The organism is Methyloglobulus morosus KoM1 (assembly GCF_000496735.2).
Classification (GTDB): domain Bacteria; phylum Pseudomonadota; class Gammaproteobacteria; order Methylococcales; family Methylomonadaceae; genus Methyloglobulus; species Methyloglobulus morosus.
Window position 1 is genome coordinate 37,827 of the sequence record NZ_AYLO01000009.1, and the last position, 25,701, is coordinate 63,527.

20 protein-coding genes are annotated in these 25,701 nt (G+C 46.5%); 4 read left to right on the forward strand and 16 right to left on the reverse strand.

The window, feature by feature from the left end; translation table 11 throughout:
• Nucleotides 1-34: 34 nt before the first annotated feature.
• From MGMO_RS01515 to MGMO_RS01535, 5 genes are all read right to left on the reverse strand, one after another.
• Complete coding sequence (locus tag MGMO_RS01515; RefSeq protein ID WP_023493246.1) at nucleotides 35-862, reverse strand: sterol desaturase family protein; 828 nt, start codon at nucleotides 860-862, stop codon at nucleotides 35-37.
• A 31-nt stretch (nucleotides 863-893) separates the two neighbouring features.
• Entirely contained in the window at nucleotides 894-1,394 is a 501-nt protein-coding gene (locus MGMO_RS01520; protein ID WP_023493247.1) for an SRPBCC family protein, read from the reverse strand.
• A 235-nt stretch (nucleotides 1,395-1,629) separates the two neighbouring features.
• Nucleotides 1,630-4,746, reverse strand: a complete 3,117-nt coding sequence (putA, locus tag MGMO_RS01525; RefSeq protein ID WP_023493248.1) for a bifunctional proline dehydrogenase/L-glutamate gamma-semialdehyde dehydrogenase PutA — start codon at nucleotides 4,744-4,746, stop codon at nucleotides 1,630-1,632.
• Nucleotides 4,747-5,079: 333 nt separating this feature from the next.
• The gene (locus MGMO_RS01530) at nucleotides 5,080-5,808 is read right to left on the reverse strand and encodes an esterase family protein (protein ID WP_036306472.1); all 729 of its coding nucleotides are present in this window, start codon (nucleotides 5,806-5,808) and stop codon (nucleotides 5,080-5,082) included.
• Nucleotides 5,805-6,743: an acetylxylan esterase gene (locus MGMO_RS01535; protein WP_023493250.1), complete on the reverse strand. Its 939-nt coding sequence runs from the start codon at nucleotides 6,741-6,743 to the stop codon at nucleotides 5,805-5,807. The genes MGMO_RS01530 and MGMO_RS01535 overlap by 4 nt, the downstream gene beginning before the upstream one ends.
• Nucleotides 6,744-7,224: 481 nt before the next feature.
• Here MGMO_RS01535 and MGMO_RS01540 point away from each other — a divergent pair, with 481 nt between their 5' ends.
• The gene (locus MGMO_RS01540) at nucleotides 7,225-7,617 is read left to right on the forward strand and encodes a CBS domain-containing protein (protein ID WP_321163105.1); all 393 of its coding nucleotides are present in this window, start codon (nucleotides 7,225-7,227) and stop codon (nucleotides 7,615-7,617) included.
• A gap of 847 nt (nucleotides 7,618-8,464) precedes the next feature.
• Nucleotides 8,465-11,005, forward strand: coding sequence for a bifunctional diguanylate cyclase/phosphodiesterase (locus MGMO_RS01545; protein ID WP_161808449.1), 2,541 nt, complete (start codon nucleotides 8,465-8,467; stop codon nucleotides 11,003-11,005).
• Nucleotides 11,006-11,114: 109 nt separating this feature from the next.
• Here the strand turns inward: MGMO_RS01545 and MGMO_RS01550 are convergent, their stop codons facing one another.
• The 3 genes from MGMO_RS01550 to MGMO_RS01560 form a co-directional block, all read right to left on the reverse strand.
• Nucleotides 11,115-11,876 (reverse strand): HAD family hydrolase, encoded by a 762-nt coding sequence (locus tag MGMO_RS01550; RefSeq protein WP_023493253.1) that lies wholly within the window; start codon nucleotides 11,874-11,876, stop codon nucleotides 11,115-11,117.
• Nucleotides 11,877-11,945: 69 nt separating this feature from the next.
• On the reverse strand, nucleotides 11,946-13,349 hold the full coding sequence (locus tag MGMO_RS01555) for an aldehyde dehydrogenase family protein (protein ID WP_321163106.1): 1,404 nt from the start codon (nucleotides 13,347-13,349) through the stop codon (nucleotides 11,946-11,948).
• 166 nt (nucleotides 13,350-13,515) lie between these two features.
• Nucleotides 13,516-13,980, reverse strand: a complete 465-nt coding sequence (locus tag MGMO_RS01560; RefSeq protein WP_023493255.1) for a very short patch repair endonuclease — start codon at nucleotides 13,978-13,980, stop codon at nucleotides 13,516-13,518.
• Nucleotides 13,981-14,167: 187 nt separating this feature from the next.
• Here MGMO_RS01560 and ppnP point away from each other — a divergent pair, with 187 nt between their 5' ends.
• Both ppnP and MGMO_RS01570 read left to right on the forward strand, forming a co-directional pair.
• Nucleotides 14,168-14,482, forward strand: coding sequence for a pyrimidine/purine nucleoside phosphorylase (gene ppnP, locus MGMO_RS01565; RefSeq protein WP_023493256.1), 315 nt, complete (start codon nucleotides 14,168-14,170; stop codon nucleotides 14,480-14,482).
• Between the two features lie 29 nt (nucleotides 14,483-14,511).
• Nucleotides 14,512-15,942 (forward strand): S8 family peptidase, encoded by a 1,431-nt coding sequence (locus tag MGMO_RS01570; protein ID WP_023493257.1) that lies wholly within the window; start codon nucleotides 14,512-14,514, stop codon nucleotides 15,940-15,942.
• Nucleotides 15,943-15,998: 56 nt separating this feature from the next.
• Here MGMO_RS01570 and MGMO_RS01575 read toward each other — a convergent pair whose 3' ends face one another.
• The 8 genes from MGMO_RS01575 to nrtS form a co-directional block, all read right to left on the reverse strand.
• On the reverse strand, nucleotides 15,999-18,824 hold the full coding sequence (locus MGMO_RS01575) for a bifunctional diguanylate cyclase/phosphodiesterase (protein WP_023493258.1): 2,826 nt from the start codon (nucleotides 18,822-18,824) through the stop codon (nucleotides 15,999-16,001).
• Between the two features lie 6 nt (nucleotides 18,825-18,830).
• Nucleotides 18,831-20,117 carry a TonB-dependent receptor domain-containing protein gene (locus MGMO_RS01580; RefSeq protein WP_023493259.1) on the reverse strand — a complete coding sequence of 429 codons (1,287 nt, stop codon included), beginning with the start codon at nucleotides 20,115-20,117 and terminating at the stop codon, nucleotides 18,831-18,833.
• A complete protein-coding gene (locus MGMO_RS01585; protein WP_023493260.1) occupies nucleotides 20,086-20,529 on the reverse strand; it encodes a type 2 periplasmic-binding domain-containing protein in 444 nt (147 codons plus the stop codon). The genes MGMO_RS01580 and MGMO_RS01585 overlap by 32 nt, the downstream gene beginning before the upstream one ends.
• A 220-nt stretch (nucleotides 20,530-20,749) precedes the next feature.
• Nucleotides 20,750-22,369: a protein adenylyltransferase SelO gene (locus MGMO_RS01590; protein ID WP_036306492.1), complete on the reverse strand. Its 1,620-nt coding sequence runs from the start codon at nucleotides 22,367-22,369 to the stop codon at nucleotides 20,750-20,752.
• 499 nt (nucleotides 22,370-22,868) lie between these two features.
• The gene (gene rimI, locus MGMO_RS01595) at nucleotides 22,869-23,408 is read right to left on the reverse strand and encodes a ribosomal protein S18-alanine N-acetyltransferase (protein ID WP_023493262.1); all 540 of its coding nucleotides are present in this window, start codon (nucleotides 23,406-23,408) and stop codon (nucleotides 22,869-22,871) included.
• A gap of 2 nt (nucleotides 23,409-23,410) precedes the next feature.
• The gene (locus MGMO_RS01600) at nucleotides 23,411-24,118 is read right to left on the reverse strand and encodes a uracil-DNA glycosylase (protein ID WP_023493263.1); all 708 of its coding nucleotides are present in this window, start codon (nucleotides 24,116-24,118) and stop codon (nucleotides 23,411-23,413) included.
• Between the two features lie 275 nt (nucleotides 24,119-24,393).
• On the reverse strand, nucleotides 24,394-25,458 hold the full coding sequence (locus tag MGMO_RS01605) for a cobalamin-independent methionine synthase II family protein (protein ID WP_023493264.1): 1,065 nt from the start codon (nucleotides 25,456-25,458) through the stop codon (nucleotides 24,394-24,396).
• A 57-nt stretch (nucleotides 25,459-25,515) separates the two neighbouring features.
• Nucleotides 25,516-25,701: nitrate/nitrite transporter NrtS (gene nrtS / locus MGMO_RS20215; protein WP_200922690.1), on the reverse strand; the 186-nt coding region annotated here is incomplete at its 5' end.

The window sequence follows — 25,701 nt, forward strand, 5'->3', positions numbered from 1 at the left end:
AAATACCCGTATAATGAAGCAAAATTCAGGCCATTCACCCTGATGTCTTCCTGCCTTTGGGGATCATCTGAAAGAGCTTCCTAATATTGCGTTCCGTTATAAACGCCAGAAAAAAAAGTTGCAAGAAATTTTCTGCTTCAAGAATATCCAAACCAATTTTTTCGGGGATCAACTCCTTACGGGTGTCAAATAATTTATCCCAAAACGCCAGGACGATGCCGTAGTTACTGTCATGTTCGCTACGCAAAGTCGAGTGGTGGGTGCGATGCAGGTAAGGCGTGATGATATAGTTCGACAGCTGTTTTTCATTCTCGAAGGTGATATTGCTATGGTGAAAGAAAATAAAAAACAATTGGACAGATTCCATCACCAGCACCAAATAAGCATCAACTCCGATAAGGACGACAAATGCACATTTGTAGAGGATTTCAAGGAACAAATCTATCACGTGAAAACGAAATCCGGTGGAAGTGTTAAAACTTTTGTCGCTGTGATGTACCTTATGGAAGCGCCACAGGAACTCATATTTGTGGCTGGCTACATGCCAAGCATAAATCGCCAAGTCATACAGCAAAAAGGCAAATATCCACTTGACGGGGTTATTGCCCCCCATTTCGCTCAAGAGCCCATGTGAAGAGAATTGTTGCGCCACAATAAACAGGGAAGTTGCCCTGAGTACAGTCAGGATGATGTTATTGAACAGAAATGTGGTGGTGTTAGTGACAAAAGATTCCTTGTCGATTTTTTCGGTGAAACGTCGATAAGGCTTCAGATGTTCCATGACGACCAAAGCGATGAAGGCAAGAATGGCTAATCCAAATAAGATTTGGCTGGGAAGCATGTCGATCGCGTCATTTTGCATGGTCGTTTCCCCGTTCTAAACAAGCAGTCGGTCAAATTGCCCTGTCAGTAAGTCGTTGGCAATCGAGTTCTTCATCCATTAAATTTTTAATGTTTTCCACCGTATGTTCAGCGCCTTCTTCGATGGCCGTGCGGATCGAATGCTCAAATGGCCACATAAACGGTTCTAATTCCAAAATCTCAAAGGAATACTCCAGCTCCGTTACATCCTGGCCTGCTTTGGCGGAAAATCGGTAAGTATTGCGAAACGATGCGTCCACAGCCTTCAAAGTCACTTTTTGGGGTGGCTCAAATTCCGATACTTCGAAGACAGATTCTACTTTTTCATCTTGGTCTTGCCGGATTTGCTTCGCTTTCGCCCCCACAAAAACCTGCTTTCCTGTCAGCAAATTAAATTCTGAAACTTCCAGCGCCCATTTCGGATAATTGTCAAAAAAATGCTCTCCCACAAACCGAAATACCTCATCGACGGGTTTATTGATTTCAACACTGGCTTTGCCTTTTATCGGATGAGAAATGTCAAATGGGTACATAAACTCTCTCCTCTCAAATTAAATGCCTAACTCCTGCCACCTTAATGCTTACGTATTCAAATTTAATCTATTCCTTTTTGTAAACTTTACAACCAGAAAAATTCAAAAATTTCGCCCTTTAATGGTGCTTTATTCCTTGTTTTGTGACAATAATGCTTATGCATTGGTTCAGAATTAAACTGCATTAATATTAAGCAGTTACAGTTAAATCAGATTTGTCATTATAGGCTACATTTTAGCGTAAATCCTTGGCCAATAAACCCGCATTCCCGCCAATAGCGGCGGTATTGGTGGTGACAGTTTGCTCAACGGTAAAACGGCGTAAATAATCCGGGCCACCCGCTTTAGGGCCGGTACCGGACAGTCCCATGCCGCCGAAAGGCTGCACACCAACCACAGCGCCGATCATGTTACGGTTGACATAAATATTGCCGACTTTGACACCCTGCTGGATAGCCTTGATGTTGGCATCAATGCGGCTGTGGATGCCCAAAGTTAAGCCATAGCCTGTTGCATTGACGGCATGGATAACCTGGTCCAACTCCGATACGCTGTAACGGATAAGGTGCAATACCGGCCCAAAGACTTCCTGAGTCAGTTGTGATAAGGAGCGAATCTCAATCAGGCTAGGTGGAAAAAAACTCCCATGCCGCAAGCTTTCATCCAATGGGTTTTGATAGACCAGTTTCGTATCTAGCCGCATTGTTTCCAGATGGGCCTTCAATGGAATCAGTTCGGCTTGGCCGATGACAGGGCCAATGTCGGTTTGATAAAGGCCGGGATTGCCTAGTGACAACTCCTGCATACTGCCAATCAATAGGGCGATGGTTTTATCGGCAATTTCCCTTTGCACAAACAGGACACGCAAGGCTGAGCAGCGCTGGCCTGCACTGTTGAATGCCGAAGTCATGGCATCCTGGACCAGTTGTTCTAGAAATGCCGAACTGTCGGCAATCATGACGTTTTGGCCGCCCGTTTCGGCGATCAACGGAACGATAGCCTGGTGATGTTGCGCTAACTTCTGGTTGATAAACTGGGCGGTTTCCGTAGAACCCGTAAAAACGACCCCCGCCACTCGAGGATCAGGCAATAAATACTGTCCGGTCAAGCTGCCGCTAGCCGGCAAAAATTGTAAGACGGCTTCAGGAATACCAGCCTGATGCAATAGCTCTACACAACGCATTGCCGTTAAAGCCGTTTGGCTGGCGGGTTTTGCGATAACGGTATTGCCTGCGGCAAGGGCTGCGGTTACCTGACCGATAAAGATAGCAATCGGAAAATTCCACGGGCTGATGCATACAAACACACCCCGTCCGTAATGATAAAGCAGGTTTTCCTCGCCAGTCGGCCCCGGTAGTTTTGTTGGCGCACTGAACAGTTCAACTGCAGATTGCGCGTAGTAACGGCAATAATCCACGGCTTCCCTGACTTCTGCCAAGGCATCTCTAATCGTGCGCCCGCCTTCGCGGACACACAAAGACACCAATTCCAAACGATGTTGCTCAAGAAGATCGGCGGCTTGCCTTAATTTACCCGCACGAGTATTTCCAGGACTAAGCCGCCAATCAGTAAAAGCCTGTGCAGCACAGTTTAAAGCGAGTTCGACAGCCTCTTGGTCGGCATAAACGACTGTACCGACGGTCAATCGGTTATCAGCCGGGTTCATAACCGTTTGCCGCTCACCTGAATAATGACGGCCATTGATGACGGGCGAGGCGTGCCACTGTCGGTCGGCCAAGGTGCCCAGATCGTGTTGAAGCTGTTGTAAAAGCGTTAGGTCGGCCAGGTTTAAACCTTGGGAATTAAGTCGATGCTCGCCGTATAGTCCGACAGGCAAAACTATCTGCACTTTTTTCGTCGAATTTTTTACCATCGACACTGGATCGCCAACCAATTCTTCTACGCTAATGTCGCCATTGTCTATCTGATTGATAAAAGAAGTATTGGCACCGTTTTCTAGCAAACGCCTCACCAGATATGGCAGCAATTCGTGATAATGCCCAATCGGCGCATAGATCCGGCAAGGGACTTGCCAGTGTTGGCTTTCGATGATCTCATGATAAAGCGATTCCCCCATCCCATGCAGCCGCTGGAATTCGTAACCGGGATGCTGGTTGCCACTGCGGTAAATCGCAGCTAGGGTGTGGGCGTTATGACTGGCGAATTGCGGATAAAATACATCAGGCCGGGACAGAATGGATTGCGCACAAGCCAAGTATGAGACATCAGTCGCCGATTTATGGGTAAACACGGGATAATTGTCCAGGCCATTTACCTGGGCGCGTTTGATTTCACTGTCCCAATAAGCCCCTTTCACAAGACGTAGTGGAATCCTTTTGTGCTGGTTTTCCGCCAGAATGGCAAGCCAGCGTATAAGCGGCAAGGCCCGTTTTTGGTAAGCCTGCACCGCCAAACCCAATCCATGCCAACCCGCTAAATCAAGGTGCGTAAAAACGGCGGCAAAAATGTCCAGGGACATGTCCAGGCGTTCCGTTTCTTCCGCATCGACGGTGAGGGAAATATTGGCTGCACGGGCTTTCCTGGCTAAAGTCAGCAGTTTATCGCTTAACCCCTTAACTGCACGGATATGCTGGAAAGCCTCATAGCGCGGATACAATGCTGATAATTTTACCGAAATGCCGGGATTGGTATAAATATCGCTAGAAGAGGCGTGTCCAGCCAATACCTCAATTGCCGAAATATAAGATTGGTAATACTGTTCTGCATCGGCTGCAGTTAACGCCGCTTCGCCCAGCATATCGAAAGAATAACGGTAGGCCGACTCATGCTTGCTGCGTTCAACCGCTGCTTGTATCGACTCCGCGAATACAAATTGCTCGGATAAATAATGCATGCCCTGCTTTAATGCAGACCGTATGATCGGCGCACCTAAGCGTGACAACACTTGATCGAAAACCGAATACCCCTGTTGTTTGGATGGCAACACATGCTCTTCAAATTGACGGGTAAATGACAGGGCGTGACTGGACAGGTTGACCAGCAAAGACTCGCTGTGCTGTTTGTGCTTTTCCCAGTCGGCATGGGTCAGCTTTTCTTGTAAAAACCTATCTTGAGTGGTGCTGTCAGGAATCCGCAGCAAGGCTTCGGCAATCCCCATCAACACAATGCCTTCTTGGGAGTTGAGCTGATATTCGCGCAGGAAAGCCTCGATGGGGGATTGCCGGCCTCTCTTTGCCCTGACCGCATTAACCAGCGTTTGGGCGTAATCGCCAACTCTCACCGGATCATACGCGCCCAGTTGGCCTAATAGCCCAGCAATAATTTCATCCTCATCCGCCAAATAAGCTTGGTTGATAGCGGCTCGCAATGCGGTTTGTGTTTCATTTGTCATGTTCTTCGTAGCCAGTCTATATTGGATATTTCCTATTCCTCATGGGCATAGGATTAATTAATGGCTTTAGCGGACAAAACTTAGACAGTAGAATCGACCCTCATTTAAACTGACCCTAAATTTCAACAGACTTCGCTGTTTTGACAAATTGCTGTTAAAAAAGTGTATTTTTATTTTTCAATCCTATAACGAATAATTTCAATGACAAAAAATAAGTAGCCAATAGCGGAGATATGCGATGAGTTCCTTAACAATTACAGACAGTCGCGGCTTGTATTTCAATCCTTCATAATGCAGAAAACCTGCCGATAAGGGGTCAAGCTTCAAAGATATCTATACATAAAGCGGAACCATCTGCCGCCAAGCACTGGCGCGGTGAGCTCGCCCGCTCCATTCATGCATGGCGTGCCAGATACCCTTCGACCACAATAAATGGCTCAGATAGCGATTATTTTCTAGGAATGGATCCTCTCTTCCGATGGCAAACACGATGTCCATTTTACGTAAATGCTGCAACCGCCAATGGCAGTCGAGCTGAGGAAGGAAATGGGTTGGGGTGTTGTGGTAGATGTTTTCGTCGTAGTAATTGTCAAACAAGTTCTGGAAATGATCGACACCCATTGTCAAATCATAGCGGCCTGAAAAAGCACAGAGCTTTTGAAAAAGGTGTGGATGCCGAAAGGCGATATTGGTGGCATGGTATGCCCCTAAGCTACAACCCAGGACGATAGTGCAAGGATGTGGATTCTTGTTTGCCATAAGGGGCATAACTTCGTTGAGGACATATTCCTCGTATTGGATATGACGTTGGATTCGGTCGGCAGGATGGCGCCAGGGGCAATAAACAGTGTCACTGACAATGCTGTCTACACAATATAATTGAATGTGCCCACTATCGATTTTGTCAGATAAGGCGTGGACGATACCGAGATTTTCATACTCGTAAAAGCGTCCGTCACGGGTAGGGAATGCCAGTACTTTAGCCCCGGCGTGACCAAACACCAGCAGCTCCATATCCCGTCCTAAGCGAGGGCTGTACCAACAATGATGCTCGCGGTTCATAAATGGCTGAAAAATTCCTGCAATTCTGACAACAACGCTTTTTTTTGTGCAGCTTGCCTAGGATAATCCGAATGTCCTTTATCAAGAACAAACAGTTTCTTTTCCCGAGGCAGTGCGTTGAAAATACTAAACTGGCCTGGCGGGGTTACCATCGGATCTTCCAGTGCCGCTGCCACATGCACTGGAACTTGAATGTGCTGGGCGGCAACAGCGGCATCATAATATTGCAATGTTGCGAGAATATTACCATGCTCTCTCTGGTAATCCTGGACTGCCTTCGCGCTGCCCCAAGTTGGCAGTTGAAGGCGTAGCGGCTGATTGCCAAAACTGGGCACGTTAAAATGGGCACGCTGAATGCGTCGTTCCCAAGGCAACGCCAATGCGCCGATACCGCCGCCGAAGCTGATGCCAAGATAGCCCAGATGGCCTGCTGTTTCGGGGAACAACCGAAGCAGGGCGGATACCGCCAGCCACAAGTCTTCAACACATCCACCAAGGATATAATGGTCTCGCTTGTCGATATCGTGCAACACATGATAATTGGGATTATCTGAAATCGGCCAGCACTTACTTCTCGATAAGCCGCGAAAACAGGGGAATAAGAAAGCCGCACCGGGAATTGGAAGGTCGAAATCCGGGCCTTCCCGTCCGCCGTAACCATGCCCTACGATTACCCCTCGCCTCACTGTCGAATGTTTGGGAATCAAGACCCAACCGCCGATCTCGAAATCATCCGTGGAGCGGTAGCGCAAGTCGTAACAGTCGTAGTCAGGATGAAAGCTGCCGCATGGGTTAAGGCATTGACGTGGATCTAATTTCATTGCACTCAGATAGCGTGACTGCCAGAATGCCGTGAAACCCTCAGGCTGTGGTGGGGGGGCAATTTGCAGCAATTGCTCCAGGCCAAATCCGTAAGAGGGGTTAAAGTCGGGCATAGGGAAAAGGATTACATGCGAGTTAATTGTTATTCTAGCTTGGTTTTTGTAAATCTATTGCGGATAAAATCCCTACCTAATTTATCGAGGGGATCACCAGCAATAAACCGGTGAATTACTATTAACTAAGACTATGCCGCAAATGTTGAATTCGGTTTTAAGCAAAACTCATAGGATCTATGACATTTTTTGACAGACACGGCAAACATTTTTTAAGGCAATGCCAGTCGTGTGGTAACGAACCTGCCTTACAGGTCAAAATGGGCGGTAATTGCGGCCTAAAATTTATTTTTCTCAAGTGGCTGGTTTCAAGGAGCTGCCATTTTTTTAATTAAAACCCGTGCCAAACATTCTGTTTAGTAACTATTGCAAACTAGCGTTTATAAGAGTAAAAAGATTCTTAATTCAATAGAAAACCTAAGTGGATTAAGCCTATAAAAATCCGCGGTCAACCCAATTACAATAATAGCCGAAGGAGTTGATGATGTTGTCGAAAATAACTGTTGCTGATTATATGACCAAACGGCTGGTTTCGCTCTCTAAGCAAACCAATGTGTTTGATGCCATCAAAAAATTGCTGGAAAATAAAATAACCTGCGCCCCAGTCATTGATGAAGAAGGGAAATTGATTGGAATGTTTTCAGAAAAAGATGGCATGCGTGTCGTTTTGGCCAGCGTCTATGACCAGGGCATGTCTGGAAAAGTAGGGGATTTTATGTCAAAAGAGATTATCAGTGTCGATGCCAACTCCAGCATTGTCAATTTAGCGGAAACCTTCCAGAACTCTGCAGTAAGAAGCTTTCCTGTTTTTGACCATGCCAAAATGGTTGGCATTATTAGCCGCACCGATGTCTTAAGGGCTTTGGTCTCATAAACTAGAATTATAAATCTCGTTAGGCCCTTCTAGAGCATTGAAGATCCCAGATCGGTTTCGTTGAAACAAGCCTCCGTTAAGTCTTGTCCGCTGAAATTATGGACTGACGTGGGGCATGCTGTCATTCCATCCTTGGCGGCTTTTACCTGCCCCATTGAAAAGCCGCAACTCCCTTCATTACTGTGCCTTACCCAAGATAAAACTAAAGTCAGCAGGCTGCTTGTTGGTTTGCGTTTAAAAATAACTATTGCTTACTTCATGCTTAAAATAACGAAGGCTAATGATCATAGAAAAATGTACTAAAGTATTTATATTTTAGGATTAATAAAACGACTTTTTGATGCCCTCACTACAATCCTGTATATTTTAAGCTATGGCTAATCTAATAAAACCCGCTGGAATTCTATTGCCTGCAATACGTATCAGCTTTGCCTTAGTTTTGCTGACTGCCTGTTTGTTTTTGATAGCCGAGTTATTGGGGTTTACCCCGGACGAATCTAAATTCCTTTTAAACTCGCGCAAACAATTGAGTGAGGCGCTAGCTATCCAGTTTTCAATATTCGCGCCCAATCAAGATACCAAGAGTATTCAAAAAATGCTTGGTTACGTGGTTAAACGAACGCCTGAAATTGAATCTGCAGGCATACGCCTAAAAAACGGTCAGCTCATATTCCAAATAGGAGATCATTCAAATGGATGGGGCAATTATGATAGAGGCAAATCTTCATCGACACACCTAATAGTTCCCATACTTCAAAACGGTGAACCTTGGGGGGACATTGAGTTAAAGTTCTTACCGCTGCAAGGTGAGTCAGTTTCTGACTTCTATCAAAGTTCGACCTTCAAAATGAGCGGTTTTATTTTGCTCATCGGATTCTTTGTGTATCTGGTTTTTATGCTTAGGACGCTAAAATTATTGGATCCTTCCGCCGTAATTCCAGAACGGGTCAATACCGCGTTCGATACCTTAACCGAAGGGATTATTGTCCTCGACGACCATGAACAAATAGTGCTGGCAAACAAATCGGTTACCGAAAAATTATCGCTGCCATTGACGTCATTAATGGGTGTCAAACTGTCAACCTTACAGTGGAAAACGACTAATGCGGACTTTTCTGGGCATCCGTTCCCTTGGCAAAAAGTGCTAGCGTCTGGTAAGAGTTATATCGGTACGCAACTAAAATTAACGTCTTCTGACAATAAGGTTTTTAAATTCGTCATCAACGCATCCCCGATTCAAGGCGCAAACGCCGAGACCCACGGTGTCTTGATTACTTTGGATGATATCACCGAGTTGGAAGAACGAAATACGGCTCTCCAAACAATGGTACTTCGCCTAGAAGAATCGCAAGCGCAAGTTCAACAACAAAATAAAGAATTAAATTATTTAGCGACTAGAGATTCATTAACCGGTTGTTTAAATAGGCGCGCCTTTAACGAACAATTTGATAAAGCTTTCAAGGATGCTCAGCAAAACAGGACAGAACTATCTTGCTTTATGGCGGACATTGACCATTTTAAAGCAGTTAATGACAATTACGGCCATGCGAAGGGGGATGAAGTCATTAAATTGCTTGCAGAGCTCCTGCATTCTAATACCCGAAAAGTAGATTTGGTTGCCCGCTACGGTGGGGAGGAGTTTTGTGTAGTACTTCCGGGCATTACGGTTGATGAAGCGGCAACCGTGGCAGAACGGATCCGTTTGCGCCTTAAGGATGAATCAACTAATCGATTCGAATCAGGGCCAAGGGTTACTGCGAGTTTTGGTGTTGCAAGCTTGAAAGATAATCCAGCAGGTCCAAGCGAATTGAATAACTTTGCCGATGAAGCGCTTTATACCGCCAAGGAATCGGGTAGAAATCGAGTTATTTGCTGGCAACCCAAAAACGAAACCGTAAACGAAGTCGTTGGTCAAGATAATGTTGTTGAAGAAAACAAACAAGATAGCGCCACAACCGTCGACGATCAAATAGAAACTGACAGTATGTCGAACTTGAAGCTACGGGTTTTACAGCTCGAGAGTATTGCCTCTAAATTTTCTGCTGAACTTGAGTACACGCGACACTATGATGCGGTTACCGGATTACCCAACCAAGTATTGTTTTATGACCGAATCAATCAGGTGATTGAACGCGGAAATCGATATGACCAATTAGCCGCCGTACTGGTTATCGATATTGGCATGCTAAGCCAAACCAATACGACTTTGGGGCGTAGCGCAGGCGATAAATTACTCGTGGAAATGGCTGAGCGATTAAAAGCGACTTTTAGAAAATACGACGGTATTTCGCGCTTAACAGTCTCCCGCTTCGGGGGCGATGAATTTGCGGTGTTGCTGACTGAGTTAGGCACAAAAGAGGCAGTCACCTGGATAGTTAATCGTTTGTTGGAGTCATTGTCCGAACCTATCGATATCGATGGCAACAGTGTCTACGCAATGAGCCATGTTGGTGTCAGTTTATACCCTTCGGATGCAAATACGGTTGATAACTTAATCAACAATGCCATGATTGCAAAGAAATACAGTAAACAAATGCATTCGGAAACGAATTATCAATTTTTTGATGAACACATGCAACAACTGTCGATTAAGCATGTGAATTTGGATAAGGAATTACGGCGCGCCATTCAAAACGAGGAATGGGTATTACTCTACCAACCTAAAATGGATATTAAGAAAAGGTCCATTATTGGCGTTGAAGCCCTCATCCGCTGGCAACACCCAACGAGAGGTTTATTGTCGCCTTTTGAATTTATAGATTTTGCCGAACAACGTGGGATGATAGTGGCAATAGGCGATTGGGTCATTAAAAAAGCCTGCCTACAGATCAAAGAATGGGAAAAATCAATGCTATCCGATTGCAGGGTTGCGGTGAATTTATCGGCGGTACAGCTAAGGCAAGATGATTTTGTAACCAAAATTTTTCAAACGTTGGCCGATACAGGCATTCCGCCACGCCTACTTGAATTAGAAGTTACCGAATCGACATTGATGAATAATTTTGATGTTGCACTGGCTTCATTGAAACGATTGAACAGCAGGGGGATTGCCATCACGATTGATGACTTTGGTACGGGTTATTCATCGTTGGGCTATTTGAAAAATCTCCCTATCAATACCTTGAAGATCGATCGGATATTTATTAAGGATATTTGTAATGACAATAATGACAAACAGATTGTCAAGGCATTGATCAGTATGGCCCATTCAATGGGCATGATCGTCGTGGCGGAAGGCGTTGAGGAACAAAATCAGTACGATTTACTGGCTCAATATGCCTGTGACGAAATTCAGGGCTACCTGTTAAGCAAACCTATCCCTGCCATTGAATTGATCGATATGCTAAGGAAGGCCGATCATCTGATGCCAAGTGAGAACGCCAACTAATCCGCATTTTAAAATCCTAACCCAAACTATCCAGTTGCACAGATCAGTCGGGGCTGTGTGGTCCAAACCTAATCGGGCAGTGACTGGTTTTTAGCGGTGCCAACTTTCATTAAGCCATAAAGGGAGCCAAGAATGTTTCAAGATTTTGCACAGTTACGTCATATTGTTTTGCCAATTCTTTATCTCCTGGCCTGTTATAACCCCATGACGCAAAGATCAGTTTAACATCGGGGATTTCGCCATTCCTGATAATGTTTAACAACGTCGGTAGGCGATCCTCAACAAAATAGAGGGTTTCGCCAGGATGGGATTTCAATAACTCTTTAATCGCTTCCGTCTTGCTCATGTTTCGATCTAACCCATAAAGTTGATCTTCCGCCAATTCGATACCATTGGCGTGCAAGATTAATTTGACGAAGCGCTCATGTTTTGTGGTCACGATATACCAGGGACAATGCTGACCAAGCGCTTTCAACTTTGCCACAATGCCATCGTATAAGGGATTCATGTTTATCCAATCATTGGCATCGTTTTTAATCCAAGCATCGCGGGTGTCGCCAAACAATTGTTTTAACCCGCCAACTGTCAAATTGGCATCATCAATCAATACCTTGAATTTTTCGCTATAGTTGTTGTAAATGGCTTCGATGGTTTCTTCCAGGTAAAGCAAACGCATGGTCAATATGGCTTCATAACCTGTTTCTATAATTGGCCGTACCAACCTAAACTGCTCGATCTTTTCTTGAGGCACGGTACGGGGCATATCACCCCAGATACTACTTGCCGCGTTCCATCCTGTAATCGCCGTTTCTTTCACGCTTTCGCAGATAACACCGTCAAAATCTAGTACGTATATAATGGGGTCACTCATTTGCGGATTGGCACTCAGTCAATATTGAGCCTTAACTCGTTGGTTGGGTGGAGTTGAAAATAGGCCGTATTAACCAATGTTAATAGTTATTGCCTTGCTTTCCGTATAATGCGCCAGCACCGCAGCACCCATCTCGCGCCCCCAGCCTGATTGTTTGTAACCGCCGAAAGGAAGCGCAGCGTCAAACACATTATAACAATTGACCCACACCGTCCCGGCTTTTAATTGATGGGCCATTTTATGGGCTTTGCTGACGTCGCGCGTCCACACCCCTGCCGCTAAGCCGTAAATTGAATCGTTCGCTTGTTGGATCAGCTGATCATCGACTTCCTTAAACGGCATGGCGACGACAACGGGGCCGAAGATTTCCTCCCGCACAATTTTCATCTGCTGCGAGGCATCGACCAGCACGGTCGGTTCAACAAAATAACCTGCCCCCTCCCGTTTTTTGCCGCCGCATAACGCTTTTGCGCCTTCCTGATAACCCGAATCCAAATAGCCGCACACACGATTAAGTTGGGCACTTGAAACCAAAGGCCCCATTTCGGTTTGTGAATCTAAGCCATTGCCTAATTTTATTTGATTAGCCAAGTCGGCAATGCCTTCCGCAACTTCATCGAAAATTTCGTGCTCTACGTAAAGCCGCGAACCTGCCACACAACATTGACCGTGATTAAAAAAGATAGCGTTAGCTGCGCCAGGGATGGCAACATCCAAATCCGCATCTTTTAGGACAATATTGGGCGATTTGCCGCCCAATTCCAGCGTCACCTTCTTAAGGTTGCCCGATGCCGCATTGACAATCAACCTGCCGACCTCGGTCGATCCCGTAAACGCGATCTTGTCGACCATCGGATGCGCCGCCAAAGCCGCACCTGCGGTTTCGCCAAAACCGGTGATAATATTGACTACGCCGTCCGGCAAACCCGCTTCCTGCAAAATCTCACCCAACCGTATTGCAGACAAGGGTGTTTCTTCGGCCACTTTCAACACAACCGTACAACCCGTCGTCAAAGCGGGGGACAGTTTCCAGGCCGCCATTAACAAGGGGAAATTCCATGGAATGATTTGCCCGACTACGCCAACGGGTTCAAGTCGCGTGTAGGAGTGAAAGTCACCGCCTGACACCGAGATAGGGATGGTCAAGCCGTGCAATTTAGTCGCCCAGCCCGCCATGTAATGAAAAATATCCGCCGCCAGCGCAACATCGGCGGCACGGGCAACCGTGAAGGGCTTACCGTTATCCAAGGCTTCCAGTTCCGCCAATTCATCCGCATACTTCAGGATCAGGTCGCCGATTCGCCACACCAGCTTGCCCCTTTCCGAAGGTGTCATCGTCGACCAACCCTTGCCCTCCAACGCAGCTCGCGCAGCCTTCACGGCCTTATCAATATCCGCTTTGTCACCTTCAGCGGCATGGGCTATGATTTCACCCGTTGCGGGATTTGTCACAGGAAAAGTCTTACCTGACACTGAAGGCTCCCATCGGCCATTTATCAACATTTTTTTAGGGTGGCCAATAAATTCAATGGTTTTTGCGCTTAATGCATTCATCGCCTGCGACCTCGGTTAAATAACTCAGGAAGTTGACAGTATATCCCAAAACGCCAGCCTGTCATTTCCACAAGATGTCGGATGGTCACTGCTCGTTAAATTCATCATAAACCGGGATCTCTAAGTATTCCCCTCGCCATCTAAGCCACAGCACCAATCGTTTGACCGTATCTTCATACTGTATTTTATTGAGGCCGCACTCCCAAATAATCGCAGTGCGCCAACCCAACATTTTTAGTTGATAGATGACTTTCTGGTCGCGTAACATATTACGGGTAAATTTTTTTTGCCAAAATTCGCTGCGGGTTTGCGGTATATGGGAATGCTTGCAGTTTTGGTGTTGATGCCAGAAGCAACCGTTAATGAAAACAACCGCTTTGTACTTACGTAACGCCAAATCGGGTGTGCCGGGCAGTTGCTTGATGTGTAACCTAAAACGAAATCCTTGCCGATGCAACGCAGAACGCACCAGTTTTTCGGGGCGTGTCCCATAACTACGGACAGCCGACATAATCCGTGAACGGGTTTCCTTATCGATACGGTCAGTCAATGTGTTGCCTTTTGCTAATGGGTCATGTTTTTATGGGTTGCAGTGACAGTGCTTTGCACTTGCTGTTTATAATAAATCCTAATCCGATCAGCACCCAAGCTCTTAGTTATTCGTAAAATAAGCCAAAGAACGGGCAATAAGAATCTGGTATGATGTTTATTGCCCCGTTACCGTACCAAGGAAACTCATGCCTGAATTCATTAATGTATCCGTCGTCAAAAAAGCCAATGTCTATTTTGGCGGCAACGTCACCAGCCGTACCCTCAAGTTTACCGATGGCTCCATGAAAACACTGGGATTTATGCTGCCGGGCGAATACACCTTCAACACAGCCGATAAGGAAATCATGGAAATACTCGATGGCGACCTGGAAGTCCTGCTGCCCGATTCCGACCAATGGCAAGCTATCAAGGGCGGTGAAACGTTTAACGTGCCGGCCAATGCCAAATTTACGGTGAAAATAAATGCACCAACGGACTATTGCTGTTCATTTGTCAAGTGACACCGTGTGGTTATGCGACTGTATTTGCCATGAAACTGCGCCCCTGCGATAGCAGCTTAGTTGTAGCCCTCTTGCTGTGGCCGACTGTACTTTGGGCAACCCCGCCTAGCCGGGAAGAGATTACAGCTATGGCCCCACAATTTTTCACGATAAACAGCCATAACGACTATAACCGTCTGGTCGACAAGGCAATCGCGGAAGGCAGTGCCCAAGTCCTGGTCGTGCTAAAAGGAATCCCTGATACCGAGGCTTTGCATCAAGGCGAAACTCAAGAAGACGGCCAACAAAGACTGATCGAAAATCAACAAAACGCATTGTTGAAAGATATACCAATCCACCGAACTAAATCAATCAAGCGCTATCAACACCTACCGTTTCTCGCCATGACTGCCGATGAAAACGAATTGCAGCGCTTGCATGCTTCCCCACATGTCGCACAGATATTACGGGATAAAATAAATCTTCCCCTTTCTCATGAACTTAGCATCAACAAGATTGGTGCAGATGTGGCTTGGGGACTAGGCTTCACGGGGGCTGGCCAAACGATTGCCGTCCTCGATAATGGCGTGAACAAGCGACACCCTTACCTTCGAGGGAAAGTATTGGCGGAATCGTGTTTCTCCACACGTAATCCACGGCGGAAAATAACCCCCACTTGCCGCAACGGCCAAACGAGTGATTTTGGATCAGGAGCCGCCAACGTAAAGTGCAAATTCCTAGATTTTTCTTGTACTCACGGCACTTTCATAGCCGCACTTGCAGCGGGAAATAGTTTAGCCCCTGGCTTTGCGAGTTCCGGTGTTGCACCCAATGCCTCTATTATTGCCGTGAAGGCAGATTCAATTATCAGAAACAGGCGTATTTGCGCCCCTGCCAAAAGTTGCAGCGTTTTTTTCGACAGCGACCTGCTTCGAGGCCTGGACTTTGTCTACCGGAAGCGCCGTTCCTTCCGCATCGCCGCCATAAATGTCAGCATAGGCGGACAGGCCTCAACCCATGAATGCGTAACCAGCCCGATGGGTTCCAGCATCGCAAAACTTAGGGCCGCAAAAATTGCGACCGTAGCGGCGAGCGGGAATGAGGGACACAATAACGAATTGGACTCACCCGCCTGCGTGCCTGGCGTGATAAGTGTCGGCGCTTCAGACCTAAACGATGCAGTCTTGCCCTTCTCCAACAGTTCCCCCCTGCTCTCTTTGCTTGCCCCGGGAAAAGATATTGGAATAATCATGCCCGGGGTCGTGCCTGCCGGCTTTCAAATTGTGGCGTCGGGCACTTCCTTGTCTGCGGCGTTTGTCAGCGGCGCCTGGGCAACACTAAAAGCGCAAAAACCAAGTGCGACAGTCGACGAGATACTAACCGCATTAACCCTTTCTGGCATACCTCTATCTGATCCTAAAAATGGCTTGTCCAGGCCTGAAATTCAAGTAAATACAGCCCATAACTTCTTGGCACAGTAGGTTGGGGCTATCAATCCACTAGTGACGCTTGCATTTTAAGGAAACGACTGGGATTATTATTCCATTGCCTTAGGTTTCCCAATGTGATACCCCTGTACGTAGTCGATACCAAATCCTTTTAGGATCGTCAGCGTATCTTCACTTTCAACAAATTCAGCCACCGTCTTTTTGCCGAAAGCTTGCGCTAGATCGATTAAAGCCTTGACAAAAACCCTGTCGTCATCATTTTTGTCAAGTTGCCTGATAAGCGAACCATCGATTTTCACATAATCGACCGGTGCATTCTTTAAATAATGCAGCGATGGGTATTCAACCCCGAAATCGTTCAGTGCCAACACACAACCCAAACTACTGATTTTATTAATCAACACATTGGTTGATTGGTAATTGGACACGGCTGCGGTATCTGTTATTTCAAAAATGATCCGTTTCTGGTCAACATCGGGGTTGCTAAATAACTGGGCGAAATAGTCAAAAATGGCCGGATCTTCAAACGACCGCTTGGAAACATTCACACTGAGCTTGTGCATTTTGCCCTGGCGGTTAAATTCAAGATGCTGTTCCACCGCTTTTTGTAAAACGATCCTGTCAATTTTGCCGATCAAACCTAGCTCTTCCGCCCGAAACACAAAATCGCTAGGCATCAACATTTTGCCGTCTTCCTGTTGAAGACGGACTAAGCATTCAAAATGGCTGATATTGTTCGACTTGATGGTAAGGATAGGTTGATAAAACAAGACAAACCTATCGTTGGCAATCGCGTCTTCAAGAATATTGCGCCACTGTACCGTTTGGTTTAACTTGCTACGGTAATCATAATCCGGATTGAACAGATGGTGCTGCCCACGACCCAGTTCCTTAGCCTTATACATTGCTAGGTCGGCATGAGCCATCAATTCGTTGACTGTAGATCCGTGCAATGGAAAAATCGCAACGCCTATGCTGGTGCTGGCGGTGTAATTTCTGTCATCACACACAAACACCAACTCTTTAAGCACATTGTTTATTTTTTTTGCGATATGGTCTACACCCGTCATGTCGGCATGCGGCATCAACAAGGTAAACTCATCCCCGCCTAAGCGGCATAACAAATCCGTTGAGCGTATAGCTTCCTTCAAGGCGCTGGCAACCAGCTTAAGGAAGTTATCGCCCGCATCATGGCCACTGCTGTCATTAATTTCCTTAAACCGATCCAGGTCAAGATAAAACAACGCAAGCTGATAGCCATAACGCTCGGCTGATGCCAATTTCTGGGTGAATTCTTCTTGAAATTTCCGACGGTTACCCAATCCGGTCAGGTAATCGTAATACGCCATTCGGATATTCCGGGCTTCCGCAATCTTACGTTCACTAATGTCCAGTCCCAATGTTAATATCACCGGATCATCACCCTGTTGCTTGGAGGGCAATAGCTTATGCAGCCAGGAAACGTCGTGAAGCTTACCGCTCTCTGTCTTCAGTACGCCATCGAGTTGGATTTGATCGCCGAATTGGCCGGACCTTAAGCGATTTAATTTTTTGAGGTGCTCTTGATCGGCGTCCGACAGGAACACATCAAAGACTTTACCGATGATGCTACCGCTGTCTGTCCCCAAACCTTCAACACCCGCATGATTGATCGTTAAAATAATTCCGTTCAGCTTTTGGATAATAACGATGATAGGGGCCAATTCGACCAATTGTTTGATAAAGTCACGTTCCTTAGCCAACTCCTGGCTTTTTTCCATCAAACTGAACGTTTGTCCACGCATTTCCTGTTCAAGGTGTTCAAGCTGGTCAGCCAGATTTAAGGCGGTAAAACTCAACTTGTCCATCTCGTCATAACCCAGGCTAGTGCTATCTTTTACGGTTATTTGTTCCCTGAACTGGCCAAAATCATTTTTGGAGAGCAACGGTAACGCCTTTGACAGCCGGGTAATGGGCCGCAAGGAAACATGCAGCGCCAGTAGGATTAACAATAAGGAAGCCAATAAGCCCAAAAAGCTGTATATCCAAATATGCTTAAGGTCATCGTTAAGATGGTCGATATCCTTGGTAATATCATCGATGAAAAAGAAAAACGGCGGCTTATCGTTACCCTTTGATTCTTGAATGGGCAGCACCCGTATTTCATAAAGCGCATTATTAAACCCGATCCTTTTACTGGTATTGAAAAACTCATCAATTGTGTAGTGCTGGGAAATAAATTCGAAAACAGGTGAATTTTTCTCAGGCTTGGTCATACCCGACAACTTGTATTTCCAACGGCTATTGGATGGCTTCCCTGCCTTATCAATCGCCGTATTATCGACAATCAAAATGCCAATATCGGAAGTTGTCGCGTCACGATACTTGATGATGACATCAGAAAAGGAACGGATCACGCTGAACACGCCAGTAATATCGGACTTCCCCATCACCGGGATAATCGCTTGCTGGTAACAGTTGTCCGGGCAAAATACTTGATGTTCCGGTAATTCTTTGAGCAAGACTTGGCGTACCTTTTCATCTGGATCAATCAATCGGGTTCCCCATGACTTGACCAATACACTTTGTTTATCAAAGAAAGCAATATTTTCAATATCCCAGATTAGCTGCCAGCGTGACCAGTTTTCATTGAGCGATGAAACCGTGTGTTGCTGCACTTTTGAGGACTGCTGCGACGTATCATTGACCACCGAAACCAGTTCGGCGAATTGTTCCAGCACCAAAAATGAGTCTTTTGTTAAGGTATTTGCAATGTTGTAATGGTTTGCCTGGATATTTTTTCGGTCTTTTTCAAAATTATCCTGGGCGTTAAAATACGCAACAAAAGCAAACACACTTTGCAATATCAGGAAAATAATGCCAAACAGGATGGCTAGTTTCCATCTTAAGCTGAAAAATAAGCTATTGCTTCCCATGTTCGCCTAAAACTTAAAGGACAATTGCAAACCATACAGATCCCAATCCTGTTTGGTTTTGTTGGGGTCGGGATTATCGGCCTGCGGCAACCAAGCCGTGCCATGGACACGCGAATAATCTGCCCTGACCATCCAGGCGGGCGTGATATCCCAACGCAAGCCAAACACCCAGTCCTGTGCAAAGGCTACATGCCTTGGGAAACCTAAGGCTACCGCCCCATCGCCATTCTTGTCGTCTTTATCCATTGAAATGGTGTCATAACGGACTGTCGCTTGCAGCTTGGGTAAAATACGGTAACTGCCCTCAACATACCAACTTTCGGTAACGAATTTCCCTCGGGGCGCAAAGTTCCCAAACGTGTTCCAACTGTACTCATATTCACCTGTCAGGGTAAATTTTTCTCCGTTGTATTGTGCAGAAAATAATAACGGTTGAATATTGGATTCGCTTTGCCGCAGCCTTTCCCCCCGTGCGGGGTCATAGCTAAAGTCCAAATTCATGTAACTGACGGCAAACACAACTTCACCGCCGTTTAGCTCATATTTGAGCTGGGTAGCAATGGCTGGTGTCGTTTTGAATCGGCCATGCGCGTCTCGCGTACCCAATACGACGGTTTTGATTTCATCGAAATCGTGCGGCGGCATCCCGACATTGAATTTGAAATTAAAATCTCCAAAATCAGTGCGTTGCTCCGCATAAAACGAACCGCCATCGGCAGACAGGAGCAGCGATCGTGACCGGTCAAAATAAATGCCTTGGGGAAGCAATATGGTAGGGTGCGTAAAAGCGACATCCCGCGTCTCGTTGTAAAGACCGAACGGGATTTTGATTCGTCCACCACGTAGCCCTATTTTGCCGCTGTCATAGTCAAATAGTGTCAGGTCGGCCAACCCATAATCCAACCTTACGCTGCCTGTGTCGACATCACCGGCCCGCCGATACAGGCCTTGCGCGGCAAAACGTAGCCTGTCTAAGGGTTGGTAGTTCATATTTAGGCCGATTTCAGTTAATCCTGGACTAATCCCATCGTCACTTTGTCCGTAAACGTTGTTGTTGGAGGAATGAAAAAAACCTTGCGTCATAAACCCATGGAACTGAATCTCTTCTGGAATTAAACGGGATTCAGCATAGGCCGCCACGTTGTATGAAACAACAGTCATGACGCACAGTAAAGGTTGTATTATCCCGCATACGAATTCCAAGCGGCATCCCTTGTCTTCACACAAGGGAGCTAACGGTTCTTGCCACGGTAAAGTCCGCTTAATGAAATTCAAATGAACGGATATTTTCATTATTAGGCTTTTGGCTCAAATAGCCGATGGAATCGGGCGTGTTAGCAATTTTGTCCATCATTTCCTGTTCTGAGTCTAACTCAATCGGCGCAATACCCGTTCCGGAAAAAGTCATCCTGTCCCAAACCATCCTGATTTGGTGGGGAAACATATTAAGTATGTTTTTGACAAAATCTTTATGCAACGGGCTGCTGTCAGATAATGTGTAAACTTTGATTTGTTTATTGTTGAGCCAAAATCTTTTTTGCATCGTGAAGATAGCGCGAATGTCCACCTTGGAATAATCCGCAGCAGGCACTGACTTATTGACGACTACCTCTGTGGCGGTGACGATGGGTAAATTCGCAGCAAAGCAAAAAAGGATAGCAAGAATATGGTATGCAACCAGTTTCTTATTCCCAGGCTTCTGCAATTTAAAATCCCATGTTTATAGTTACCTGAAGTCATCTATTGCTATAAATCGACAATATAAATTATAGTCAACATTACAAAACTTGCTCAGCAAGCTGTTTTTTAAAACAATGTTGAACATTCAGGGTAGGCATATATTCCTTATGATGGAATAGGCGTCAATTAAGCCTAGTGGGTATGCTTTTTAACACAAGAACGTGCAATATTTCAGCGGGCATGACTCAAGAGCTACAAGAAAGCATCGAACAACCCGCCCGTTGCCGCGCCCAATCCGGGCGTTTTGCCGCAAACTGTCCTTTTCCAGGCTGTTCATGGTAGGGATGACGCAACAGTTCCAGTAATTCGGCGATTAAAGAAAAATCGCCCTGCTCGGCCTTATCTATGGCAAGTTGCGCCATGTAATTGCGCAATACATATTTCGGGTTGACGCAGTTCATCTGTCCGCGCCTGATGTCGTGCGGGATATTTTCTTGGATTAATCGTTGGCTGTAGTGCTTTAGCCAATCGACCAAACGGGAAATATAATCGGGCGTAAGCTGCCCAGGAACATAATAAGCATCAATAAGCGGTGTAATTAACGACTCAACATCCACGTTTTCAAGGTTACCCTTGCCCAAATCAACATCGGCAAGTTGGCGGAAGAAAATGGTCATGTCGGTTTCAACCGATTGCAGCAAAGCCAATAGGTCGGCAAACAACGCATCATCCTGGCCCGGTTCAAAACGGCTTAAGCCGAGTTTGTTGCCCATCATCAGCTGCCATTGTTCGCCAAAAACTTGCGTGAAGATGTCCAATGCCTGTTGCAAAGGTTCTACCTCGCCAATCAGCGGATATACGGCGTTGGCTAACTGTCCCAGGTTCCAAAATGCGCAAGCAGGTTGGTTACTGTAGCGATAACGCCGCTCTGCCCTATCCGTGGTATTGGGTGTCCAGTCGGGGTCGTAATTTTCCAACCAGCCGTAAGGTCCGTAATCGATGGTTAGGCCGTGGATAGACATATTGTCGGTATTCATCACCCCATGTACAAATCCTACCCGTTGCCAATGCACGATCATCTCTGCGGTAGTCCGGCAAATTTCCTCAAACCAGGCCAGATAGGTATCTGTTGAAGGATTCCCCAGATGCGGAAAGTGAATACAAATCGTATAATTGACCAAGTTTTTCAACAAGTCCAACTCGCCGCGAGCCGCATGGATTTGAAAGCTTCCAAACCGAATAAACGACGGTGCAACCCGGCAAACGACAGCTCCCGGTTCGGCTTTCGGGTTGCCGTTATAGAACATGTCCCGGATGACCTGCTCACCCGTTGTCACCAGGCTTAACGCCCGCGTGGTCGGCACACCCAAATGGAACATCGCTTCGCTGCACAGGAACTCACGTACGGAAGAACGCAACACTGCCAGTCCATCAGATGTCCTGGAATAAGGCGTAAGCCCTGCGCCTTTCAATTGCAATGCCCAGCGTTCACCTTGTTGATTGATGACATCTCCCAAATTAATCGCCCGGCCATCGCCCAATTGCCCAGCCCAAACCCCAAACTGGTGGCCTCCGTAGCAAGAGGCGTATGGTTTCATGCCTTGAGTCAGCCGATTACCGGCAAATACCTGAGCAAACGCATTGGATTCGCATACCTGTTCCGACAAATCCAATAAGCTTGCGACCTCTTTTGAATAAGCCACTGTTGTTGGCCTCGTAACCTTAGTTGGGGATACGCGCGAATAACAAGCACCAAACACTTGCCGAGGATAATTACGGGTTTCCTTATCGCCCGGCAACTCGCTAACAAAGCGGTTGTCAAATATGAGGTGATCGAGGGAATTTAATTTTGGCTGTGCGTTCATTCGTTTTAATAGGATTTTGGTGCTGTTGACAAACATTTGTAGTTATTTATCAAGATAACAGCAATTTGCTACAGGGGGAATTTTTGTTTTTTGCTTGTGATTTAACGTGGTCGTTACGGCATGGACGACCGCCATCAATGGCGAAAACACATAAGGAAAGGGGAACTTGCGCCGCTTACCGGAATGCCGTACCATCTCCCCCTTGTAGTGGAGTGCAAGGAGGTATCTGGGCAAACGACTTCGCTCAAAATCGGGCTAACTTAGCCCAGAATAGTTTGAAACTAAAATCGATTAACTGGATGCCCGTAAAATCCGGGCAAAATCATTTTTCTGAAGCACCGGGGATCTGACAAAAACCAAACTCAGTTCGCGCACGCACTGGAAGTAGGGGCGACTATTTTACCGGTGTCAAAAAATTAAAAATGGCGAATTCGGGTCGACAATACAGCAGTCTTTCGGTTACTTTCTTGGGCCTCAAAAAGGTGGAGCGAGAACCCTATTAAATCAACTCCAACGCAAACATAATGGCGTCTTCCCTACCCTTTTCTGCAGGATAGTAACCTTTCCTAACGCCGATTTCGTTAAACCCCAATTTCTGGTACAGCGCAATTGCCCCAGGGTTGGATGGCCTGACTTCCAGGAACATGGTTTCGGCTTCGCCTTTGGCAATCTCGACAAGGATTTCCATGATCCTTCGGCCTACACCCTGGCCTTGCTCGTCGGGGGCGACGGAAATATTCAAGATATGCGCTTCGCCCACGCCCATCGTCATAATGCAGTAGCCCAGGATTTTGCCGTTCTCCTCGCAGACCCAGCAACCGTAACCTACCTTAAAGCAATCGACAAAGATGTCTTCGTCCCAGGGGAACGGATAATTTGCCCTTTCGATGTCCATCACGGCAGGCAAGTCGGCGTAAGTCATAGTACGGAGCCTCAGCAGATCTGTCCGGGATAACGATTCCGGAAATACTCTGGCATAGAATTCCTTGTCGGCATCATAGACCAACACGCTTTTTATTTTGTCCATCCAACCGCGCATGTTTAACCCTTAATATTGTTGACTGTTCGTAATGCTAATTGTAAATCCTGCCATGCCTTGCGTTTTTCCAGTAATGACCGCAATAAATAAGCCGGATGGTACACCACAACCAACGGCGTACCGTCCATGTTGTGCACTTTCCCCCTCAGTTTACCGATTGGCGCGTCGGTCTTCAACAAGGTCTGTGCAGAAATGCGCCCGACTGCCAGTATTATCTTCGGTTTAATCAGTTCCCTTTGCCGACGCAGATAGCCGTCGCAACTTTCCGCTTCATCCGGCTTGGGATCACGGTTACCCGGCGGCCTGCACTTGAGGATATTGGTGATAAATACCGCGTCCCGCTCCAGCCCAACTGCCCTCAGCATTTCGGTCAGCAGTTGCCCCGCCTTGCCGACAAACGGTTTGCCTTGTTCATCCTCATGCTGCCCCGGCGCTTCGCCGATGACCATCCATTCGGCGGTTTTACTGCCCGTGCCGAACACGGTGTGAGTGCGGGTTTGGCACAAACCACATTTGGCGCAAGTGGCGACTTCGAATTCTAGTTCAGTCCAAGCTGACGAAGGCGTACTCAATATCTCCGGCTGGACAGCATAGTCCGATGTCGATGTTAGCTCGAACGTCGGATTAGTAGCAACAGGCGCAGATGCCCTTGACATCCAGACATCGATGCCCATTGCTTCGAGATATTGGAGTCGAGTTGGGTTATCCATGTACGAGAAGATAAGCAGGAAGGAATAGCATAATGTATTCTTTATTTTGGAAATTCAGCCGCATGGATATATCTTAACATACAGGCATGTAGGTTGTGCTGAGCGGAGTGAACTTCGGCCTCCAAGGTGAACGCTGGCCGCAAGTTGGCAGTTACCTTCCGCGCGGAAAAACGGCGAAAGATGCGGTCGAAATAGTCACGCTCATCAAACATTGTATCGATGCCGGCATCAGTACCGTATTACTTGTTCGAGCTACGAATAGCTGTTTGCCTAGCTTAGCATTTCAAGATTTTAGAAGCGAGTTCAGTGCCGACAACCCGAGCCTTAATTTTAGCAAATGCAGTATCCCTTCCTGTCGAAGTGTCGTCTTCAAAAGGGGAAAACCCGCAATCGTCAGTCGTACCCAGTTGCGCTACTGGGATATATTCTGCGGCCTGCAAAATACGGTCGCGCACTTGTCCAGGTTCTTCCACATCAGGATTGATCACGTCGATAACACCGACATAAATGCGTTGCCCCGGCTTGAGGTGATTTTTGACGACCCCCAAGACATGTTCAGGGTTTTTCTCGCTGGCCAATTGCATATAAAAATTGGAGGCCTCCAATTTAAACAAATCGGGGATCAAATCGGCATAATCCACATCGGCGCTATGGGTTGAATCATGGTCGCCCCCTGGGCAGGTATGTACCCCGATCCGTTTGCGTTCTTCCGGCGCAAAGTGATCCAAAACCCGATTGTTTAAATCAATGAAATTTTGCAACAGTTTTTTACTGGGATCGAGCTTGACCGACAAACGACCTTCCGTAAAATCGATCTGGATACGATATGCGCCCGCATCTAAACAACCGCGAATATCTGCGACAGTTTCTAGTATCAAATCCTCCAGAAATTGTTCTCGAGAGTAGCCTGCAATCCCTTCTCCCGGGTAGAGCAAGCTAAGGGCTGACGCTGAAATAACGGCTTGTTTGACCGGTTTATTGGTATATCGCTTTGCTGCCTTAACATACGCGCCTGCATGGATGCCATACTTGAACGGACCAGCAGTCAGCTTTGGTAATTGACGAGTGTGACCGTCCTCAAAGGGGATCGTAATCCCGTCAGCAGCGATATTGCTTAAGTTGGTTAGCGGATATGTGGCGAAACTTGATTTTGTTTGTTCGCCGTCAGAAATGACCGGTGAGCCAGTTGCTTCCAGACGGATAATAGTGTCCTTGAGTGCCTCGTCATAATAAGAGTCAAGCTTATCTCGGGATAATTTCCCTAACCTGAACTGCTCGATAGCGTCCAATAATTTAGGTGGTCGGGGAATGCTGCCAATGGATTCGGTAGGGAGTGTCATGTCGTTGTCCTGTTTGCGTTATTTTAAATTATGCCTATCTCGTTTGGTTTTGATTGTTTATGCACTAGGCATCGATAAAGCTCCATATAAAGATACAAAAAATGGCACCAGATACGTCAAAACCGCTTTCAGGTAGTTGACATCATGCAATGCATTCAAGTCGATTAAACAGATGACAAGGATTAACTTGGGCTGATTAATTATGTTGAGCAGGCTTCCTACTACCAGGGCAACCCTAACTGA

Bases quoted from the DNA above. Each gene is read 5' to 3' on its own strand.
- MGMO_RS01515 (WP_023493246.1), bottom strand. From the start codon at position 862: ATGCAAAATGACGCGATCGACATGCTTCCCAGCCAAATCTTATTTGGA.
- MGMO_RS01520 (WP_023493247.1), bottom strand. From the start codon at position 1,394: ATGTACCCATTTGACATTTCTCATCCGATAAAAGGCAAAGCCAGTGTT.
- putA (WP_023493248.1), bottom strand. From the start codon at position 4,746: ATGACAAATGAAACACAAACCGCATTGCGAGCCGCTATCAACCAAGCT.
- MGMO_RS01530 (WP_036306472.1), bottom strand. From the start codon at position 5,808: ATGAACCGCGAGCATCATTGTTGGTACAGCCCTCGCTTAGGACGGGAT.
- MGMO_RS01535 (WP_023493250.1), bottom strand. From the start codon at position 6,743: ATGCCCGACTTTAACCCCTCTTACGGATTTGGCCTGGAGCAATTGCTG.
- MGMO_RS01540 (WP_321163105.1), top strand. From the start codon at position 7,225: ATGATGTTGTCGAAAATAACTGTTGCTGATTATATGACCAAACGGCTG.
- MGMO_RS01545 (WP_161808449.1), top strand. From the start codon at position 8,465: ATGAGCGGTTTTATTTTGCTCATCGGATTCTTTGTGTATCTGGTTTTT.
- MGMO_RS01550 (WP_023493253.1), bottom strand. From the start codon at position 11,876: ATGAGTGACCCCATTATATACGTACTAGATTTTGACGGTGTTATCTGC.
- ppnP (WP_023493256.1), top strand. From the start codon at position 14,168: ATGCCTGAATTCATTAATGTATCCGTCGTCAAAAAAGCCAATGTCTAT.
- MGMO_RS01570 (WP_023493257.1), top strand. From the start codon at position 14,512: ATGAAACTGCGCCCCTGCGATAGCAGCTTAGTTGTAGCCCTCTTGCTG.
- MGMO_RS01575 (WP_023493258.1), bottom strand. From the start codon at position 18,824: ATGGGAAGCAATAGCTTATTTTTCAGCTTAAGATGGAAACTAGCCATC.
- MGMO_RS01580 (WP_023493259.1), bottom strand. From the start codon at position 20,117: ATGAAAATATCCGTTCATTTGAATTTCATTAAGCGGACTTTACCGTGG.
- MGMO_RS01590 (WP_036306492.1), bottom strand. From the start codon at position 22,369: ATGAACGCACAGCCAAAATTAAATTCCCTCGATCACCTCATATTTGAC.
- rimI (WP_023493262.1), bottom strand. From the start codon at position 23,408: ATGCGCGGTTGGATGGACAAAATAAAAAGCGTGTTGGTCTATGATGCC.
- MGMO_RS01600 (WP_023493263.1), bottom strand. From the start codon at position 24,118: ATGGATAACCCAACTCGACTCCAATATCTCGAAGCAATGGGCATCGAT.
- MGMO_RS01605 (WP_023493264.1), bottom strand. From the start codon at position 25,458: ATGACACTCCCTACCGAATCCATTGGCAGCATTCCCCGACCACCTAAA.